Raw genomic sequence first — 730 nt, forward strand, 5'->3', positions numbered from 1 at the left:
CGGGACGTGGCGCAGCTTGGTAGCGCACTTGACTGGGGGTCAAGGGGTCGCAGGTTCAAATCCTGTCGTCCCGACTGGAGACAGTCGCAGGTCAGGGCCGGTTTCGGAGAAATCCGAGACCGGCCTTTGATCGTTTTTGGGGACCAGTTGGGGACCAGTGTTGCTTGACCGGTGTCAGCGGGTGAGGACGGTCGTGCTGGGAAGGGTTCGTGGGGCGTGGAGCACGCTGAGGTGCGCGGAGAGTGCTGTACCGGCGGCTGTGATCTTGTGAGTGTCGGGGTGTAGGTAGCGCTGTGTGGTCGTGAGGGATCCGTGGCCGGTGATCCTGTGTAGTACGTGGAGGGGGACTCCAGCGTCGGCGAGCCGGGTGAGTCCGGTGTGGCGCAGGTCGTGGCGGCGCAGGTGCTCGTAGCCGAGACGGGTGACTACTTCGTCCCAGTGGGTGGCGTCGCGCAGGACGGCGGTGGAGATGGGTCCTGCGCGGGGGCCGGTGAACAGACGGGCGTCGGGGGCGGGGCCGGCGGAGAGGATGCGCTGTGCCACGAGGAGGCGGATCTCTTCGATGATGGGTACCTTCCGGGCGCGTTTGCCCTTGGTGCCTTTGTCGGTGAGTCCGCCGGGCGCGGGTGTGGTCTGGCGCTGAACGGTCCAGATCCATTGGTTGGTGTCGATGTCTGCGACGCGGCAGCCTGAGACTTCTCCGATCCGGGCGGCGGTGCTCGCGGCGAAG

General features: G+C 66.6%; 1 protein-coding gene and 1 tRNA gene. One reads left to right on the top strand and one right to left on the bottom strand.

All coding sequences use genetic code 11. The features are described from left to right. A tRNA-Pro gene (locus LCE31_RS40050) sits at nt 1-74 on the top strand. A gap of 100 nt (nt 75-174) precedes the next feature. Here LCE31_RS40050 and LCE31_RS40055 read toward each other — a convergent pair. Continuing rightward, nucleotides 175-730, bottom strand: a 556-nt coding sequence (locus tag LCE31_RS40055) for a tyrosine-type recombinase/integrase (protein ID WP_225023240.1), incomplete at its 5' end; no start/stop codon positions are given.

Origin of the sequence: Streptomyces sp. 8L (genome assembly GCF_020176795.1) — a bacterium.
GTDB lineage: Bacteria > Actinomycetota > Actinomycetes > Streptomycetales > Streptomycetaceae > Streptomyces.